Origin of the sequence: Pseudomonas sp. BP01 (assembly GCF_022760795.1) — a bacterium.
Lineage (GTDB): Bacteria > Pseudomonadota > Gammaproteobacteria > Pseudomonadales > Pseudomonadaceae > Aquipseudomonas > Aquipseudomonas putida_Q.
This window is the reverse complement of sequence record NZ_JAFBKA010000052.1, coordinates 1-14,151: the sequence shown is the minus strand read 5'-3', so window position 1 is coordinate 14,151 and position 14,151 is coordinate 1. Positions and strand designations below refer to the sequence as shown.

The following is a 14,151-nucleotide window of genomic DNA, read 5'->3' as shown; positions in this document are numbered from 1 at the left end:
GTGGCGGTTTTTTCATGCCTGTACCTGCCAACTGTCCCCTAGGCATTCGCGTAGATAATCCATGAACACACGCACTTTTGCGGTCATGGCGAATCGGTCGGCCAGGCACAGGTAGATATCCATCGGTTCGGTCTGGGCATAGGCCTGGCCACTGTCGCTGTACTCGAACAACGGCACCAGCGCACCGCTGGCCAGGTGCGGTCGCACCATGAACTCGGCCAGGCGGGTGATACCTCCATGGTGCAGCGCCATCTGAGTCAGGGCGTCGATGTCGTCGCTGATCAGTACGCTGCCGAACTCCGCTTCAAAACGCAGCCCATCGCGCATGAAGCCCCAGCGCAGAAACCGCCCATCTACCGGGTAACGGAACACCAGGCAACGATGATCGCGCAATGCCTCGGGCGAACCCGGCACCCCAGCGCTTCGCAAATACCCGGGCGAGGCACAGCAAATGAACGGTATTCGTGCGATGTGCCGGGCCAACAGCTGGTCTTCCAGCTGCGGGGCAATGCGCAGGCTTACGTCGACGTCTTCACGGGCATGGTTGACGCGGCGATCAGTCGTTACCAACTCTATCGAAAGCAGTGGGTAGCGGGCACTGAAGGCGGGTATCAGTGGCGCTAGCACATGGCGGCCGAACGCTGATGTGGAGGCTATGCAAAGCCGCCCTTGGGGTTCACTGTCTGGTGTAGTGATGGCCTGCTCGGCCAGGGCCAGGTCACGTTCGATATGCCTGACACACTCGTAGTACTGCGTACCTGCTGGCGTCAGCGCCATGCTGCGGGTGGTACGGCTGAGCAGGCGCACCTGCAGATGGCCCTCAAGGCGCGCCAGGTTTTGGCTGACCGCTGCCGGGCTAAGGCCCAGGCTACGGGCGCCGCCGGCGATGCTGCCGGCCTCGACCACCTTGATGAAGCTGCGGATGGCGTTGAGCAGGTCCATGCGAGAGCTCTTGGATTCGTAAGAATCTCTTTATAAAGAACTCAGCGAGGCTGGTCTACAGCGGCGGCCGAGGGGATTGTTAACCTGCTCGTCCACTCACCTTTCAGGAGTTCACATGAGCAACCTGTCCCAGTCGCGCAGCCGACGCAAATTGCACCCGGGTGCTACGCCTTATGTTTTTGCCTTTTTCATGTCGTCTATCATGGCGTTACTGATGTGCTTCGTGATTACTGCGGCGAATGCCGGGGTTACTGAGCAATACCTGAGCAATGTGCTGAAGGCCTATCAATTGGCGATGCCAGTGGCGTTCGTTTGCGTGTTGATGGTCAGGCCGGTGGTGGTGCGGTTGGTGGCGATTACGGTGCATGCTAGATGAAGTAATCAGAAGCCGAGCCATGCCTTCGGCTCCGGCTCCGGCTCTTGATCTTGATCTTGATCTTGATCTTGCTTTTGATCTTCGCGACTTCAGGAGGCCGAACGCAGGCCTTGCGAAGGGAGGTGACGGGCATGGATGCCCGTCAAGCGCTGGGCCCCAGGATGGGGCCTGCAGCGCGGTCCTCCCGGGAGCGAGGCCGGAGTGAGGGAACCCCGGAGCGCAGCGCAGGGGCCGGATGATCGGAGCGCAGCGTTTTTTGGTTACTTTTTGTCGCGTTTGACAAAAAGTGACTCGCCGTAAGGGCGAAAAGGTGACTATGCGTCGCCATCGCAAATGGAGTTTTCGACATATCAAAACCACCACTTAAGCTTCTTGGCTTTTACGATGTGCGCCTTGATACAAGTGTAGACATTCGTTCGCGCAGGTGGCGCTGAGTCACCTTTCCGCCCTTCCGGCGGGTTACTTTGGTCTTGGCCAAAGTAACCAAAGCCGTCCGCTCCCATCATCCGGCCCCTGCGCTACGCTCCGGGGTCCCCTCGCTCCGGGCTTGCTCCCGGGAGGACCGCGCTGCAGGCCCCATCCTGGGGCCCAGCGCTTGACGGGCATCCATGCCCGTCACCTCCCTTCGCAAGCCCTGCGCTCGGCCTCCTGAAGTCGCAATCTGCGTCGCTTGAACTACCGCGCGCTTAGAAGCAGAAGCAGAAGCAGAGGCTAGAGCTAGAGCAGCCGGATTACTGCTGCGAGGCGATGGCCTTCTCGATGGCTGCGCGGAATTCCGGATCATCCGGCTTGGTCAGGCTAGAGAAGTTACCGATCACCTTGCCCTTACGATCGACAACATACTTGTAGAAATTCCACTTCGGCGCACTGCTCTGGCTGGCCAGCTCAGCAAACAGCGGTATCGCATCCTTGCCCCGCACGGCCTGCGTCTTGGTCATGGTGAAGGTGACCCCATAGTTGGCATAGCAAACCTTGGCAGTCTTCTCGCTGTCGGCATCTTCCTGCTTGAAGTCATTGGACGGCACGCCAAGCATTTCCAGGCCTTGCTCGTGATACTCCTTGTACGTCGCCTCAAGCCCCTCGAACTGCGGTGCAAACCCACAATAACTGGCCGTGTTGACCACCACCAAAGGCTTGCCGGCAAAGCGCTGGCACAGGTCGACCTGCCCCTTGCCACGCAATTCTGGCAAGCTGCCCTGCAACACAGCTGGGCAATCGGCAGCCCAGCTCGATGTGCTGGCAAGCACGGCCAACAACGGCACTGTCAACCAATGAGCACGCATGTTTCGTTTCTCCTGCAAGACAATCCTTGAGCTTGCAGGGTAGCGCCTAACAAACACTCATGCCCAGTTGCATCAACGCCATCCCGCCCTTGTGCCAGCCCCACCACGCCAGCGCCAGCAGCACCAGCGAGCCAAGTGCCAGCACCCCGCGGGCCAGGTAGCGGTTCATGCGGCCTGGGCCTGCAGGCGCGCAACCGGCCGTTCGCGCACTGGCCAGTTAAGGGCAGCGGCCAACAGACTGAGCAGGATGGAAATCTGCCAGACCAGGTCATAGCTGCCGGTGCGGTCATACACCACCCCGCCCAACCAGCCACCGAGGAATGCACCCAGCTGGTGGAAAAGGAAGACGATACCGCCGAGCATGGACAAGTTACGCACCCCGAACAGCGTAGCCACGGTGCCATTGGTCAGCGGCACCGTGGACAACCACAACAGGCCCATGGCGATGCCGAACAGGTAGGCACTGAACGCACTCACCGGCGCCCAGAGGAACAACACGATCACCACCGCACGCAGCAGGTACAGCCCGGTCAGCAGGCGCGGCTTGGACATGCGACCACCCAGCCAGCCAGCCGTGAAAGTACCCACGATATTGAACAGGCCGACCAGCGCCAGCACCGTGGTACCGGTGGTCGCGGCCAGGTGCTGGTCAACCAGGTAGGCCGGCAGATGCACACCAATGAACACCACCTGGAAGCCACACACGAAGAAACCCAGCGCCAGCAACCAGAAGCCGGAATGTGAGCACGCCTCGCGCAGCGCCTGGCCCAGGGTCTGTTCGGTGCCATGGCTGGGCATCGGGCGGTCGCGCAGCAGGCCGACGAAGGGCACGATCAACGCCACCATCAGACCCAGCACCAGCAACGCTGCGGACCAACCCAGCCACTGGATCAGGCCAAGAGTGCCCGGCAGCATGGCGAACTGACCAAACGAACCGGCAGCGCTGGCAATGCCCATGGCCATGCTGCGCTTCTCTGCCGGCACCGCACGCCCGACCACGCCGAGGATGACCGAGAACGATGTGCCGGACAGGCCGATGCCGATCAGCAAACCGGCACTGAGCGACAACGACCAGGCAGAGTCGGCCATGCCCATGAGGATCAAACCGGCGGCGTAAAGAATCCCGCCGATGATCACCACCCGTGCCGCCCCCATACGGTCGGCCAAGGCACCGGCGAACGGTTGCGCCAGCCCCCAGATCAGGTTTTGCAAGGCAATGGCAAAGGCGAACACCCCACGGCCCCAGCCAAAATCGGCGCTCATCGGCGCCAGAAACAGACCAAAGCCGTGCCGCACACCCAGAGACAGCGCCAGAATCAACGCCGCCCCTACCAATACCCACCCGCTGGTTCGCCACACCGAAGTCATTGTCGTTATCTCCAGCACATCGCAAGGTTTTTACGGGTATATACCCGCTTATAGTCGTATCAATTCAAGCCAGTTGGTCCAGCAAACGCACCAGTTCATCCCGCTGCCCTGCGCCCAACCGCTCCACCAGCTCGATCTGGGCTTGTTCCCAGGCCGGATGCGCAGCACGCAGCAGCTGCGTTCCAGCCTCGGTCAGCAGCACCACGCGGTTGCGCTGGTCCTCACCTTCGGCCAGAGCCACCAGCCCTTGCGCCTCCAGCACCCGCACGTTACGGCCCAGGGTACTGCGCTCCAGGCCCATGGCTTCGGCCAAGGTAGTGATACTGGGGCGGTCGAGCCGCTGCAGGTGCCTTAGCAGGGAAAACTGCGCAACATTGACCCCGAAGCCGGCAAGGGCCTCGTCGTAATGCCGGCTCACCCCACGGGCGGCGCGACGCAGATGGGTACAGATGCATTCACTGGTCAGCATGGATACGTGTATATACCCGCGCCCTGACTGTTGCAAGAAATTTCACGATAGAAGGTTACCACCCGCGAGAAAGCTGCGCGGTTCATGGCACGGGCGTTGCCGGTTCACGGCTAAAGCCGCTCCCACATTGACCGCATCGGCTCATCCCTGTGGGAGCTGGCTTGCCGACGATGGGGCCAGGGCAGGCAGCACAAGACAGTCGCTCCAACAAAGCGCGTACATGCTTTCAGATTTTGAGCGTCATCACCCCATCACAGGCCGAGCGCCAACCCCAGCACGACGCCCAGTTCGAGCAGTTCCAGCAGCGCACCCGCTGTATCCCCGGTAGTCCCACCCAGACGTCGGCAAATGAGGTGCCGCAACCAGGCAAACATGGCCAGTGCCAGCACTACCACCCAGCCGCCCAAGACCAGGCAGAACAGTCCACTGCCCAGCAACACCCACCCGGCTGCACGTCGGGGCAAGTGCTCGGCCAACGCCTGACCCAAGCCGCCAGGCCGCACATAAGGTGTACAGAGGAACAGGCCCAACATCGCCGCGCGCCCAATCAAGGGCGCCAGCAGTAATTGCGCCCCTATGCCCTGCTCCACCAGCACCCACAAGGCGCAGAACTTCAGCAGCAGCACCAGCACCAGGGTAACCACGGCAATCGGCCCGCTACGCGGGTCTTTCATGATCAGCAGGGTGCGCTCACGGTCGCCGAAACCGCCCAGCCAGGCGTCGGCGCTGTCCGCCAGGCCGTCCAGGTGCAAGGCGCCACTAAGCAACACCCACACCGTCAGCAGCAACGCAGCATGCAGCGGCGCTGGCGTACCCTGCAGCAGAAGGCTGGCCAGCCACAGCAGCAACCCGAACAACAGCCCTACCAGCGGGTAGAACAGCAGCGAACGCCCCAGCTCACGCGGTGCCGGCATGCCCGGCAGGCTCACGGGCAAGCTGCTGAGAAACTGCAAGGCAATCCAGAACGGCAACATTTCAGTGGCCCTCGGCCAGTTGACCGTCGTCGCCCATCACCAACCGCACCAGCGCCCCATGCCCGACTTCAACCTGCAGTAACTGCTCCTTCGGCAAGCCTCGCGCCCGGGCTAGCAACAGCCGCATCACCCCGCCATGCGTGACCAGCAGCACCCGCTTACCTGCATGCTGGCGGCCCAAACGCTCGACAGCGGCCAGCACCCGCTCGGCGAATGCCTGCACCGGCTCGCCATTGGGGGGGGTGTAAGCGTAGGGGTCTGCCCAGAAACGCCCCAGGGCATCCGCCTGGTCTTCCATGATCTGCGCCGCGCTACGGCCTTCCCAGTCACCAAAATGCAGCTCTTGCACACCGGCTTCACGCTGCACGGGCAAATCAAGCCGCCCACCCAGTTCATCGGCAAAACGCGCACAGCGCTGCAGCGGCGAACTGACCAGCACCTGCCACGGGCCGGCTTCGGCCACGGCACTGCGCATCTGCGCCCAGCCCTTGTCTGTGAGGGCATCGTCCAGGCTGCCGCGCAGGCCGCCCTGCTCCGTTTCACCGTGACGCAACAGGTCGAGGATCATGCCGGGCGGTCCGCCACAGCGGCCTCGGCAAAGGTCGCCATCTGCCCGTGCAGTGCACAGGCCAGGCGCAACAGCGGTACCGCCAGCGCAGCACCACTGCCCTCGCCCAGCCGCAGGCCCAACGCCAACAGCGGTTCAGCCTGCAATGCAGCCAGCAACGCCTTGTGCCCAGGCTCCGCGCCCTGATGAGCAAACAGCAACCACGCCCGGCACTGCGGGTTGAGGCGCACCGCCACCAGGGCGGCAACGCTACAAATGAAGCCGTCCACCAGCACTGCGATCCCCTCCTGGGCGCAGCCGATGTAGGCACCGGCCAGGGCAGCAATCTCGAAACCGCCGACACAACCCAGTGCCTGCAATGGGTCTGCGGCCTGCAGGCCATGCAGGCGCAGCGCCCGCTCGATGACCTCGGCCTTGTGCTGCACGCCAGCGTTGTCCAGGCCGGTGCCCGGGCCGCTCAGTTCAGCAGCCGAGCAGCTTAGAAGGACGCTGGCCAAGGCAGCGGCGGCCGTGGTGTTGCCAATACCCATCTCGCCGCCGATGAACAGCTGCGCGCCCTGTTCGGCGGCACGCAAGGCGCTGTCGCGGCCGGCCTGCAAGGCAGCGTGCAGCTGCCCCTCGGTCATCGCGGGCTGACGGGCGAAGTTGGCCGTGCCGGCACCCAGGTGCAGATGGCGCACACCGGGCAGTTCCAGATGAGGATCGATGGTGCCCAGATCGACCACCTCCAGGCTGGCCTGCAGCTGGCGCGCCAATACGCTGATCGCCGCACCACCGCCGACAAAGTTGCGCAGCATCTGCCCGGTCACCGCCTGTGGATAGGCCGAGATACCTTCTTCGACCACACCGTGGTCACCCGCAAAAATGCTGATGGCAGCCTGGTCCAAGGTTGGCCGTTCAACCCCTTGCAGGCCCGCCAGCTGAATGGCCAGGCCTTCCAGCTGGCCGAGTGAGCCAGCAGGTTTGGTCAACTGTTGCTGACGGGCGCGGGCCTGGTCCATGGCGGCGTTGTCGAGGGATTGGCAGGCGTCACGCCACCAGGCTTGAGTCATAGTGCAGCTCCTTTGAGCATTAGGGGCAGGCCGGCCACGGTCAGTACCACGCGCTGACAACGTTCGGCCACGGCCTGGTGCAGCCAGCCGGCCAGGTCAACATAGCGCCGGGTCAGCTCGCCCATGGGCACGACGCCCAGGCCGGTTTCGTTGCTGACCAGAATGAGGGTGCCAGGCAACTGCTCCAGGCAAGCCAGCAGGGCATCACGCTCCTCGGCCAGGCGCTGGTCGTCTTCAAGCATCAGCAGGTTGGTCAGCCACAACGTCAGGCAGTCCACCAGCAGGCAGCGCCCTTCGGCCGCTTCGGCGCGCAGTACTGCCGCCAGCGCCAGCGGCTCTTCGATCAGCCCCCAGTCAGCGGGACGGCGCTGGCGATGCAGCAACACACGTTCGTTCATTTCACCATCCAGCGGCTGGCTGGTAGCGATATAGGTCACAGGCAGGCCGCTGGCGCTGGCCAGCTGTTCAGCCAGGCGGCTCTTGCCGGAGCGCGCCCCGCCGAGGATCAGGCTGCGCATGTCAGGCTACCCCGCACAGTTGGCGCAAGTGCGCAGTGTCCAGGTGCTTTTCCACCAGGTCGGCCAGGCGCTCGATGTCGCGTTCGCGCAGGGCTTCGTAATCGATGCTCTGCACATCCTCCAGGCCAGCCCAGCGCAGCAGCGCAGCACACGACTGGCTGCCCTCGAACAGGCCGTGCAGGTAGGTGGCGAGGATCTGGCCATCGGCACTGACAGCGCCATCACAGCGGCCATCGGCCAGCTGCACGGCGGGTTGCTCCAGTGCAGGGCCGGTGGTGACGCCAGCGTGAATTTCATAGCCGCCAACCGGTGCTGCTTCAAGGTTCAGCGTGCCGGCAACGTTGCGCAGCTGCTTCTCGGCTTCCAGCACCGTGGCGTAATCGAGCAGGCCCAGCCCCGGGCTTGAACCGGCAGCCCCTTCGAGCCCCAGCGGGTCATGCACGTCGCGGCCAAGCATCTGCAGGCCGCCGCAGATCCCGATCAGCTTGCCACCGTAGCGCAGGTGCCGCTCGATGGCCTTGTCCCAACCGCGATCGCGCAACTGCGCCAGGTCACCGCGCACGCTCTTGGAACCCGGCAGGATGATCAGGTCGGCAGCCGGGATCGGCTGGCCCGGGCCAATGAATTGCAGGTCGACCTGCGGGTGCAGGCGCAACGGGTCGAAGTCGGTGTGGTTACTGATGCGCGGCAATACCGGGACGATCACCTTGAGCACGCGCTCGCTCTTGGCGCCTTGGCGCACATCGATGCCGTCTTCGGCTTCCAGGTGCAGGTCGGTGACGTAAGGCAGCACCCCCAGCACTGGTTTGCCGGTGCGTTGCTCCAGCCAGTCCAGCCCCGGCTGCAACAAGGCGATATCACCACGGAAGCGGTTGATGACAAAACCTTTGACCCGCGCCTGCTCACTGGGCGACAGCAATTCCAGCGTGCCCACCAGGTGGGCAAACACACCGCCGCGGTTGATGTCGGCAACCAGGATCACCGGGCAATCCACCGCTTCGGCAAACCCCATGTTGGCGATGTCGCCGGCACGCAGGTTGATCTCCGCCGGCGACCCCGCGCCTTCGACCATGACCACCGGCCAGGCGGCACTCAGGCGCTGGTGCGAAGCCAACACCGCCTGCATGGCGATGGCTTTGTAGTCGTGGTAAGCCACCGCGTTCATGCTGGTGACCGCACGGCCGTGGATGATCACCTGGGCACCGGTATCGCTGTTGGGTTTGAGCAACACGGGGTTCATGTCTGTGTGGGGTGCCAGCCGGCAAGCCTGCGCCTGCACCGCCTGGGCGCGGCCAATTTCGCCGCCGTCAGCAGTCACCGCGCTGTTCAGCGCCATGTTCTGTGGCTTGAACGGCACCACGCCAACGCCCTGGCGCAACAGCCAGCGGCACAGGGCAGTTACCAGCGTGCTCTTGCCAGCGTCGGAGGTGGTGCCTTGCACCATGAGGGTGGTCATGCCGATTCCTTTTGATAGTCCGCCAGGGCCAGGGCCAGGCGTTGTTCGTCCGCCGCACATTCGGGCAGCCCCAGGCGCACGGCCGGTGGGTGTTCAAACAAGCGCACCAGGATGCCGCGGCGGGCGAGAAAGTCATGCAACTGCGCGGCGCGTTCGCTGCGCACGTACTGGAACAGGTCACAGCCACCGCTGGGCGCAAGGCCGTTGCTGGACAGCAATGTGGCCAAGCGCTGGCTGGCGGCAGCGCAACGGTCAATCTGCACGCGCTGGGCAGGTTTGTCGGCCAGGCTGGCCTGGGCCAGGACCCGGGTTGGCCCGTTGACCGTCCACGGGCCAAGCAGCTCGGCCAGGCGCAGCAACAGGCTGCGCTCGGCGGCGACGAAGCCCAGGCGTACCCCGGCCAGGCCAAAGAACTTGCCGAACGAACGCAGCACGATCAGCCCCGGGCGCTCGGCGCAATCGACCACGCCATGCGCCGGGGTGTTGTCCATGAACGCCTCGTCGACCACCAGCCAGCCACCGCGGGCAGCCAGACGCGCATGCCAGCTCAGCAGGCGCTCACGCGGTACCCGCCGCCCGGTCGGGTTGTTGGGGTTGACCAGCACCAGCACGTCGAGGCTGTCGAGCGTCGCCTCGACCTGCGCCTCCTCCAGCTCGACCAGTTGATGGCCCGCCCGATGCCAGGCGTACGGGTGTTCGGCATAGCACGGCGACAGCACCCCTACTCGGCCAGCCGCACGCAGCAGCGGCAAAGCCTGGATCGCCGCCTGGGAACCTGCCACCGGCAGCAGCTGGCGGGCGCCGTAATATACGCGTGCCGCCTGCTCCAGGCCGTCCTCGGTCTCCGGCAGGCGGGCCCAGGCGTCTGTGGGTATCGGCGGAATCGGGAATGGCCAGGGCGCAATGCCGCTGGACAGGTCGAGCCACTGCTCGCGAGGGATACCGTATTGCTGCACCGCACGCAGCAGGCGGCCACCGTGTTCAAGCATTGATGTAGGCCCCCAGGCAAATCAACAACAGCCACAGCCACACGCCGCGCTGCACCAGGCCCCAGCCACGCTCTATGGCATCAGCGTCAGCCACCGGCCCTTCACCCAGGCGCGGCCGCTCATGCAGTTCGCCGTGATAAACCGCCGGGCCACCCAGTTCTACCCCCAGTGCACCGGCACCTGCGGCCATCACTGGCCCAGCGTTGGGGCTGTCCCACAGCGGGCCCTGCTTGCGCCAGCAAGCCAGGGCCAGGCGGGTCTTGCCCAGCAGTGCGTAGGTCAGCGCCACCAGCCTTGCGGGAATATAGTTGAGCACGTCATCGATGCGCGCCGCGCACCAGCCGAAGCGCTCGAAGCGTTCGTTGCGGTACCCCCACATGGCATCCAGGGTGTTGCTCAGGCGGTACAGCACCACGCCCGGCGCGCCGGCCACCACGAACCAGAACAGCGCGGCGAACACCGCGTCACTGCCATTTTCCAGCACCGACTCGGTGGCCGCCCGCGCCACGGCGGGCTCGTCCAGCTCGCGGGTTTCACGGCTGACCAGGTAACCGACGCGGCGCCGGGCTTCATTCAGGTCGCCTTGGCGCAAGGCGTTGGCCACCGGCAGCACGTGTTCACCCAGGCTGCGCAGCCCCAGGGCGCAGTACAGCGCCAGCACATCCACCAGCCAGCCGATGTACGGCAGCCAGGACAGGATCAGTGCCACCAGGGTCAGCGGCACAACCGCCAGAAACCACGCACTCACGCCGTGGCTGCGCCAGCCGCGGCCACCTGCATTCAGGCGGCGCTCCAGGTTACCGGCCATATTACCGAAAGCCACCAACGGGTGGCGCCGCTGCGGTTCGCCCAGCAAGGCATCCAGCGCCACCCCGGCCATGGTCAGCAAGGCCACGCTCATTGGCGCTCTCCCCATTGGTTTTCGTACAGCAGGTCACTCAAGGGCCGTTCTTCGGCCCAGTTTTCCAGCACCAGCATGGGTGCCGGGTAAAATTCGGTCACCGGCCCCAGGCACAGCACCGCCACCGGCTTGGCCCCCTCAGGCATGCCCAGCAGCGCTGCCAGCGCCAGGGGGTCGAACAGCGACACCCAGCCCATGCCCAGCCCTTCGCCACGGGCCGCCAGCCACAGGTTCTGGATGGCACAGGCCAGTGAGGCCAGGTCCATCTCCGGGAGGGTGCGACGGCCGAAGATGTGCGGCTCGCGGTTGTTCATCAACGCCGCTACCAGTAGCTCGGCACAGTCGTTGATGCCTTCTACCTTCAGCTTCATGAAGTCATCAGCGCGCTCGCCCAACGCCTCGGCAGTGCGCAGCCGCTCCGCCTCCACCAAGGCCTGGATGCGGGTGCGCAGGTCACGCTGGGTAATGCGGATGAAACGCCAGGGCTGCATCAAACCGACGCTGGGCGCCTGGTGTGCGGCCGCCAGCAGGCGGCCGAGCAGCTCCGGCGCCACCTGGCCACCGGCGAAATGGCGCATGTCGCGGCGCTCGCCGATGGCGCGGTAGATCGCGGCGCGTTCGGCGTCGCTGTAAGCGTGTTCACTCATGGCCGCAACAGCGCCGCCGCCGCATTGGGGTTGGAGGGGAAGTAGAAGTGCACGTAAGAGGCTGTCAGCCGACCCAGGCGATACACCGCTTCGTTGCCCCGCCCGCCGTTGGGGCTGAGGCCACGGGCGATCGGGTCAAGCGCGGTGCTGGTCAGCGAGTGGTGATAGGTGTGACCGCGCAGGGTACCTTCCGGCAGCTCCACCGCCTGCAAGGCCAAGGCCGCCAGGCGCTTCTGCATGGTCGCCTCGCCCGGCAGCAGGCCGAGCAGTTCGGCACGCTCACCAGTCACGTCGGTCAGGGCATCGAGCAGGTACAGCATGCCGCCGCACTCAGCCAGCAACGGCTTGCCCTGAGCATGATGGGCGCGGATTGCCTCGCTCATCGGCGCGTTGGCGGCCAACGCGTGGTGATGCAGCTCGGGATAACCACCCGGGAGGTACAGGCTGTCCACCACCGGCAGTTCACGGTCATGCAGCGGCGAGAAGAATTCCAGCTGTGCGCCCAGGTTGCGCAGCAGTTCTAGGTTGGCGCCATAGGTGAAGGCGAACGCCTCGTCTCGCGCCACACCAATGCGCACGCCAGCCAGCGAGGCAGCACACGCTTGCGGTTCGGGTTCGGCAAAAGTCACCGGCGGTGGCAAGGTTGCGTCGCAACTGGCGCCAAGCGCCTCGGCCGCGGCGTCAAGGCGAGCATCCAGATCATTCAGTTCACTGGCCTGAACCAGCCCCAGATGACGGCTGGGCAACTCGATGCCGCGCTCGCGGGACAAGCCGCCATACCAGCGCAGGCCTTCCGTCAGGCTGCCTTCGAGCAGTTGCGCGTGGCGCAGGCTGCCCACCCGGTTGGCCAGCACGCCGGCGAACGGCAGGTCGGCCTGGTAACGCGCCAGGCCCAGGGCCAGGGCACCGAAGGTCTGGGCCATGGCCGTGCCATCGATCACTGCCAGCACCGGCACGCCGAAGTGGCGCGCGAGGTCGGCGCTGGACGGGGTGCCATCAAACAGCCCCATCACCCCTTCGATCAAGATCAGGTCGGCCTCGCCAGCCGCGTCCCACAGCAGGCGGCGGCTTTCGTCGGCACCGATCATCCACAAATCCAGCTGGTACACCGGCGCGCCGCTGGCCCGTTCGAGAATCATCGGGTCCAGAAAATCGGGCCCACACTTGAACACCCGCACCTTGCGCCCGAGGTTGCGGTGCAGGCGGGCCAGGGCAGCAGTGACGGTGGTCTTGCCCTGGCCAGAGGCCGGTGCCGCAATCAACACGGCGGGGCAGTGGCGCGATTGACTCACAGTTCGACGCCCTTCTGTGCGCGGATACCGGCCTGGAAGGCGTGCTTGAGCATGCCCATCTCGGTCACGGTATCAGCCAGTTCGATCATCTCCGGCTTTGCAGCGCGGCCAGTGACGATCACGTGCTGCATGGGCGGACGAGCCTGGATGTCGGACAGTACCTGGTCCAGGTCGAGGTAGCCGTGCTTGAGGGCGATATTCAGTTCATCCAGCACCACAAATTGCACACTTGGGTCCTGCAGCAACTGGCGCGACACCGCCCAGGCGGCTTCGGCGGCGGCGATGTCACGCTGGCGATCCTGGGTTTCCCAGGTAAAGCCTTCGCCCATCACGTGGTAGCGTACCTGCTCGGGGAAGCGGCGGAAAAACAGCTCTTCGCCGGTGCTGTTGCGGCCCTTGATGAACTGCACCACACCGCACTGCATGCCGTGGCCCAGGGCGCGCGCGAGCATGCCGAAGGCCGAGCTGCTCTTGCCCTTGCCATTGCCGGTCAGCACCAGCAGTAGGCCGCATTCGTTGGGGGAATTGGCGATGCGTTCGTCGATGACCGCCTTCTTGCGCTGCATGCGCGCCAAGTGGCGTTCGTCGCGTTCGGTGGGTTCGCTCATCAAGGGTTCTCCGCAGGCTGGCACCACGGCAAGGCGTGGCGACAGGTAATAGGCAGGCAGACGGAGAACGCGCAGGGGCCATGGCAGGGCGCCACGGTGCACCGCGCATCACCCTCCGTGATGCCGTTGACAGTTTCAGGCCGGTCTCCGGGCTTGTGAGCGGGCCTTGGCCCTGACCTGCGCGCCTTCCCGGATGCTGGCATCCAGTGGCCCTGCGCGGCCTTCTACTCACCTACCGTTGCGGGGGCAGCGCCGGAATCGCGCCATGCTGGCGCCCACCGGCTTCCCAGTTTCACCCTGCCCAGTGGGGGCTGGCAGGGCACCTGAAACACGCGCGAAGGTTAGAGGGTTGCACCCGGAGCGTCAATCGAAGCGGGTGCTACCGCGACGTATGCTCTTGATCTTGCTCCTGCTTTTGATCTGGCTTTTGATCTGCTTTTGATCTGGCTTTTGATCTGGCTTTTGATCTTCGCGACTTCAGGAGGCCGAACGCAGGCCTTGCGAAGGGAGGTGACGGGCATGGATGCCCGTCAAGCGCTGGGCCCCAGGATGGGGCCTGCAGCGCGGTCCTCCCGGGAGCAAGGCCGGAGTGAGGGAACCCCGGAGCGCAGCGCAGGGGCCGGATGATCGGAGCGCAGCGTTTTTTGGTGGGCCTGCCCCGTGACAACGGACGCCAAGAAGCGATACTTACATCGCTATCTTGGAGGT

Annotated in this window: 16 protein-coding genes and 1 riboswitch; of the genes, 1 reads left to right on the top strand and 15 read right to left on the bottom strand. The window is 64.8% G+C overall.

The features are described 5' to 3' along the window. Nucleotides 1-12: 12 nt before the first annotated feature. Nucleotides 13-942, bottom strand: coding sequence for a LysR family transcriptional regulator (locus JOY50_RS28010; RefSeq protein ID WP_243056140.1), 930 nt, complete (start codon nucleotides 940-942; stop codon nucleotides 13-15). 115 nt (nucleotides 943-1,057) lie between these two features. Between JOY50_RS28010 and JOY50_RS28005 the strand changes: the two genes are divergently transcribed. Next, on the top strand, nucleotides 1,058-1,318 hold the full coding sequence (locus JOY50_RS28005) for a DUF2798 domain-containing protein (protein ID WP_132844445.1): 261 nt from the start codon (nucleotides 1,058-1,060) through the stop codon (nucleotides 1,316-1,318). Between the two features lie 731 nt (nucleotides 1,319-2,049). On the opposite strand, the gene JOY50_RS28000 is transcribed toward JOY50_RS28005, so the two are convergent. The 14 genes from JOY50_RS28000 to cobO all read right to left on the bottom strand — a co-directional run bounded on the left by JOY50_RS28000 (nucleotide 2,050) and on the right by cobO (nucleotide 13,443). After that, nucleotides 2,050-2,601, bottom strand: a complete 552-nt coding sequence (locus tag JOY50_RS28000) for a glutathione peroxidase (RefSeq protein ID WP_132847091.1) — start codon at nucleotides 2,599-2,601, stop codon at nucleotides 2,050-2,052. Between the two features lie 46 nt (nucleotides 2,602-2,647). Beyond that, complete coding sequence (locus tag JOY50_RS29020; RefSeq protein ID WP_259375115.1) at nucleotides 2,648-2,770, bottom strand: hypothetical protein; 123 nt, start codon at nucleotides 2,768-2,770, stop codon at nucleotides 2,648-2,650. Further along, a complete protein-coding gene (locus tag JOY50_RS27995; RefSeq protein WP_132847090.1) occupies nucleotides 2,767-3,969 on the bottom strand; it encodes an MFS transporter in 1,203 nt (400 codons plus the stop codon). Before JOY50_RS27995 ends, JOY50_RS29020 begins: the two co-directional genes overlap by 4 nt. A 64-nt stretch (nucleotides 3,970-4,033) precedes the next feature. Next, a complete protein-coding gene (locus JOY50_RS27990) occupies nucleotides 4,034-4,438 on the bottom strand; it encodes a MarR family winged helix-turn-helix transcriptional regulator (RefSeq protein ID WP_132847089.1) in 405 nt (134 codons plus the stop codon). Between the two features lie 251 nt (nucleotides 4,439-4,689). Then, nucleotides 4,690-5,412, bottom strand: a complete 723-nt coding sequence (locus JOY50_RS27985) for an adenosylcobinamide-GDP ribazoletransferase (RefSeq protein ID WP_132847088.1) — start codon at nucleotides 5,410-5,412, stop codon at nucleotides 4,690-4,692. Nucleotide 5,413: 1 nt separating this feature from the next. Continuing rightward, on the bottom strand, nucleotides 5,414-5,980 hold the full coding sequence (cobC, locus tag JOY50_RS27980) for an alpha-ribazole phosphatase family protein (protein WP_028614178.1): 567 nt from the start codon (nucleotides 5,978-5,980) through the stop codon (nucleotides 5,414-5,416). Continuing rightward, entirely contained in the window at nucleotides 5,977-7,032 is a 1,056-nt protein-coding gene (cobT, locus tag JOY50_RS27975) for a nicotinate-nucleotide--dimethylbenzimidazole phosphoribosyltransferase (RefSeq protein ID WP_132847087.1), read from the bottom strand. The genes cobC and cobT overlap by 4 nt, the downstream gene beginning before the upstream one ends. Continuing rightward, nucleotides 7,029-7,550 (bottom strand): bifunctional adenosylcobinamide kinase/adenosylcobinamide-phosphate guanylyltransferase, encoded by a 522-nt coding sequence (gene cobU, locus JOY50_RS27970; protein ID WP_132847086.1) that lies wholly within the window; start codon nucleotides 7,548-7,550, stop codon nucleotides 7,029-7,031. The genes cobT and cobU overlap by 4 nt, the downstream gene beginning before the upstream one ends. A gap of 1 nt (nucleotide 7,551) precedes the next feature. Beyond that, nucleotides 7,552-9,006 carry a cobyric acid synthase gene (locus tag JOY50_RS27965; RefSeq protein WP_132847085.1) on the bottom strand — a complete coding sequence of 485 codons (1,455 nt, stop codon included), beginning with the start codon at nucleotides 9,004-9,006 and terminating at the stop codon, nucleotides 7,552-7,554. Then, the gene (gene cobD, locus JOY50_RS27960; protein WP_132847084.1) at nucleotides 9,003-9,995 is read right to left on the bottom strand and encodes a threonine-phosphate decarboxylase CobD; all 993 of its coding nucleotides are present in this window, start codon (nucleotides 9,993-9,995) and stop codon (nucleotides 9,003-9,005) included. The genes JOY50_RS27965 and cobD overlap by 4 nt, the downstream gene beginning before the upstream one ends. Then, nucleotides 9,988-10,896: an adenosylcobinamide-phosphate synthase CbiB gene (gene cbiB, locus JOY50_RS27955; RefSeq protein WP_132847083.1), complete on the bottom strand. Its 909-nt coding sequence runs from the start codon at nucleotides 10,894-10,896 to the stop codon at nucleotides 9,988-9,990. The genes cobD and cbiB overlap by 8 nt, the downstream gene beginning before the upstream one ends. Next, nucleotides 10,893-11,543 (bottom strand): 5,6-dimethylbenzimidazole synthase, encoded by a 651-nt coding sequence (bluB, locus tag JOY50_RS27950; protein WP_132847082.1) that lies wholly within the window; start codon nucleotides 11,541-11,543, stop codon nucleotides 10,893-10,895. The genes cbiB and bluB overlap by 4 nt, the downstream gene beginning before the upstream one ends. Further along, on the bottom strand, nucleotides 11,540-12,835 hold the full coding sequence (locus JOY50_RS27945) for a cobyrinate a,c-diamide synthase (protein WP_132847081.1): 1,296 nt from the start codon (nucleotides 12,833-12,835) through the stop codon (nucleotides 11,540-11,542). Before JOY50_RS27945 ends, bluB begins: the two co-directional genes overlap by 4 nt. After that, complete coding sequence (gene cobO, locus JOY50_RS27940; protein WP_043198530.1) at nucleotides 12,832-13,443, bottom strand: cob(I)yrinic acid a,c-diamide adenosyltransferase; 612 nt, start codon at nucleotides 13,441-13,443, stop codon at nucleotides 12,832-12,834. The genes JOY50_RS27945 and cobO overlap by 4 nt, the downstream gene beginning before the upstream one ends. A 120-nt stretch (nucleotides 13,444-13,563) precedes the next feature. Beyond that, nucleotides 13,564-13,785: riboswitch (cobalamin riboswitch) on the bottom strand. Between the last annotated feature and the right edge of the window lie 366 nt (nucleotides 13,786-14,151).